The sequence below is a fragment of the Polaromonas sp. genome (genome assembly GCF_030682935.1).
GTDB lineage: Bacteria > Pseudomonadota > Gammaproteobacteria > Burkholderiales > Burkholderiaceae_C > Polaromonas.
Genome location: NZ_JAUXNA010000054.1, coordinates 1 through 3,068, shown reverse-complemented (window position 1 = coordinate 3,068; position 3,068 = coordinate 1). Strand labels below are relative to the sequence as shown.

The 3,068-nt window shown below is 61.2% G+C and carries 4 protein-coding genes and 1 pseudogene; 2 read left to right on the top strand and 3 right to left on the bottom strand.

Annotation, left to right across the window (positions count from 1 at the left end; translation table 11 throughout):
• Nucleotides 1-76, top strand: a pseudogene (locus Q8K05_RS01865) (F0F1 ATP synthase subunit epsilon); the annotation flags it as partial.
• Nucleotides 77-256: 180 nt separating this feature from the next.
• Here the strand turns inward: Q8K05_RS01865 and Q8K05_RS01860 are convergent.
• Genes Q8K05_RS01860 through Q8K05_RS01850 form a run of 3 tightly spaced genes read right to left on the bottom strand, consistent with a single transcriptional unit; the run spans nt 257 to nt 2,332 of the window.
• Nucleotides 257-799, bottom strand: coding sequence for a TPM domain-containing protein (locus Q8K05_RS01860; RefSeq protein ID WP_305244843.1), 543 nt, complete (start codon nt 797-799; stop codon nt 257-259).
• A 5-nt stretch (nt 800-804) separates the two neighbouring features.
• Entirely contained in the window at nt 805-1,692 is an 888-nt protein-coding gene (locus Q8K05_RS01855) for a YgcG family protein (RefSeq protein WP_305244844.1), read from the bottom strand.
• A 40-nt stretch (nt 1,693-1,732) separates the two neighbouring features.
• Nucleotides 1,733-2,332, bottom strand: coding sequence for a LemA family protein (locus Q8K05_RS01850; protein WP_305244842.1), 600 nt, complete (start codon nt 2,330-2,332; stop codon nt 1,733-1,735).
• Nucleotides 2,333-2,473: 141 nt separating this feature from the next.
• On the opposite strand from Q8K05_RS01850, the gene Q8K05_RS01845 reads away from it, so the two are divergent.
• Nucleotides 2,474-2,920 (top strand): nuclear transport factor 2 family protein, encoded by a 447-nt coding sequence (locus Q8K05_RS01845; protein WP_305244841.1) that lies wholly within the window; start codon nt 2,474-2,476, stop codon nt 2,918-2,920.
• The last annotated feature ends 148 nt before the right edge of the window (nt 2,921-3,068 follow it).

The following is a 3,068-nucleotide window of genomic DNA, read 5'->3' as shown; positions in this document are numbered from 1 at the left end:
CGCCCTGGCGCAGTCTGAACTCCTGGTGATGGCCGCCCAGATTGCCGCGCTACGCAAGTACCGGCAGAAAAAATAACCTTCGGTGTTGACCGGGCCCAGCGGATACGCCGGATTCGGACAGCCCATCAAGCCCCTGCAGCAACGCCGGGGCTTTTTTTATGGATGCGGTGATGCGTTGTTTGCCGCTTGACTTGACGGGCACTTTTACCGAGGATGCCGAGGGGGATCGGTGCGTATGCGAGCGCCTGTCCAGCCGCTACCGCAGCAGGGGGGTATCGGGCAATTCGTTAACAACTGGCGGCTGCATGGCTTGGGTGTGGTCCACCGCAAAGTGTTTCATCAGCACGGCCGAGGCTTCCTCTAGCGCCTGCGTCAGCCCGTCCTCGTAGCGTTTGCCCTGAAATGCCTCGGCCATATGGGCCACCATAGCCCGCCACTGCGCCGGGGCTACATGCCGCGCCAGGCCACGGTCCGCCACAATTTCAATCGCGTGCTCGGCCAGCAGGACATAAATCAGCACGCCGTTGTTCTGCTCGGTGTCCCAAACCCGCAAGCTGCCAAACATCGACACAGCGCGCTGCCGCGTCAATTCAACGATGGAGGTTTGCGCGTTGAGCCGCCACAGATCGCTGAGGGGCAGCGACGATTCCACGCAAATGCGTATCTCGCCGCTGTGGCGCTGCTCGCTGGCCGCAACGCGCCGTGCCAAGCGCTCCAGCAGGGCCGGCGGGATGGCCCGCTGGGTGTCGGAGGCGTCCAGCCACAGATGTTTGGCAAAGAGTTTCAGCTTTTTTATCATCAGACTTACCAGCGACCGGACGCGCCGCCACCGCCGAAATTTCCGCCGCCACCGCTGCTAAATCCGCCTCCGCCGCCACTACCACCCCACGGACCACCGCGGTCGCCTCCCATGCCGCCCCAGCCTGAAGACCTGCCGCCACGTGCCAAGGCACCCAGGCTTGAAAACAGGGCAAACACCACACCCGCCAGGGCCGCGATACCCGCTATCACCAGGCTGCTCGTGAAAATCCAGGCCAGCAAACCGACGGCGCCGCCGGTAATCACCGAGCCCGCCTTGCGTCCGACCACACTTGAAATTACGCGGCCTCCAACCGGCACCGCAAAAAACAGGAAGACGGCCAGGTCCATCCAGTTAAAGCCCTTGGCGTTTTGGGACCTGGCGCGGGTACTTTCCGGCGCAGGCAGGTTTTCACCGCTGATCAGCGCGATGATCTGGTCAGCCGCCGCGTCCAACCCTCCGGCGAAATCGCCTTGCTTGAAGCGCGGCGTGAGGGCGCTGTCAATGATCTGGCGCGCAGCCAGATCGGGAATGGCGCCTTCCAGTGCCTTGGTCGTTTCAATGCGAACCTGGCGGTCGTTTTTGGCCACGACCAGCAGCAAGCCGTCGCCGACCGCCTTGCGCCCGATTTTCCAGCTGTCGCCCACCCGCTGCGCATAGGCGGCAATGTCTTCGGGCGCCGTGGTGGGCAGCATCAGCACCACCACCTGGGCGCCGCGCGCCTGCTCGAATGCCGCCAGCTTGGCCTCAAGTGCCTGCAGCTGCGCCGGATTCAGGGTGCCGGTCTGGTCCATGACATGGGCTGTCAGGGGCGGCACTGCTTGCACACCCTGCGCCAAAGCGGCCAACGGCAGCCAGACGGCGAGCAACAGAGCGGCCCAGCGCAATGGCATCCAGCGGGAAAGGTAGCCCAAGGTCAACGTGATGTACCGCTTATTTCTTGTTGAAGTCGACCACCGGCGGCGCGGAAATCTGCGCCTCGTTCTGCACTGCGAAGCTGGGTTTGACTTTGTAGCTGAACACCATCGCCGTCAGGTTGCTGGGAAAACTGCGCGTCAGCACGTTGTATTCCTGGACCGACTGGATATACCGGTTGCGCGCGACCGTGATGCGGTTTTCCGTGCCTTCGAGTTGCACCCGTAAATCGCTGAAACCCTTGTTGGCCTTGAGGTCAGGGTATCGCTCACTCACCACCATGAGCCGGCTCAGCGCACTGCCCAGCTCGCCCTGGGCTGCCTGAAACTTGTTGAAAGCGGCAGGATCATTCAGCGTCTCGGGCGTCACTTGAATCGACGTGGCCTTGGCGCGCGCTTCAATGACCTTGGTCAGCGTCTCTTGCTCAAAGGCGGCTTCGCCCTTGACCGTCGCCACGATATTGGGCACCAGGTCCGCACGGCGCTGGTACTGGTTCAGCACTTCAGACCAGGCAGACTTGGTCTGCTCGTCTAGCCGCTGGAAATCGTTGTAGCCACAACCGGTCAGCGCCAGACTCAACATGGCGGCGAGGGCTAAACTAAATAAACGGGAATTCATGACAAAGCCTCCAAAATGCAAGCCCTAACACTAACATAGTTAAATCTGACATCTCAGCACCTTGAAGGGCACCATACAAGCGGCATCTCGGCGTGTTCCCAGATCGACTCGCCTGTTTTTTTGACTCAACCTGATGGACCTATGGCTAAACCCAAACTCCCGCCTGCCGGCAACGGCAACGCTGATGACATTGAGGCGGCTTTTTACGAAGCGCTGCAAAGTGGCGACATCGACAAGCTCATGGCCTGCTGGGGCGATGAGGACGATATCGTCTGCGTGCATCCGGGGGGCGGGCGTCTGGTCGGCCCTGCCGCCATACGCAGCACCTTCGATACGATGTTTTCCAACGGCACCATTCGGGCCTTTCCTGAAAAAATGCGCAAAATTGACGCGATGAGCGCCAGTGTGCACAACGTGCTGGAGCGTATTGAAGTGCTGACGGAAGAAGGTCCGCGCCACGCCTATGTGATCGCCACGAACGTTTACCACTTGACGGCGCAAGGCTGGCGTATGGTGGCCCACCATGCCAGCCCCGGCACGCCAAGCGAGATGCATGAGGTGTCGGAGACGCCGCCTGTCCTGCACTGACAGGTGTTTTGGCGATGAATTATGTGGCGCCCTGGTGGCTTCCAGGCGGCAATTTGCAGACGATTTGGGCCGCATTGCGCTCGAAACGCTACCTGGGCGAGGCGCCGAGTTTTCGCCGTGAGCGTTGGGTGACACCCGATGACGATTT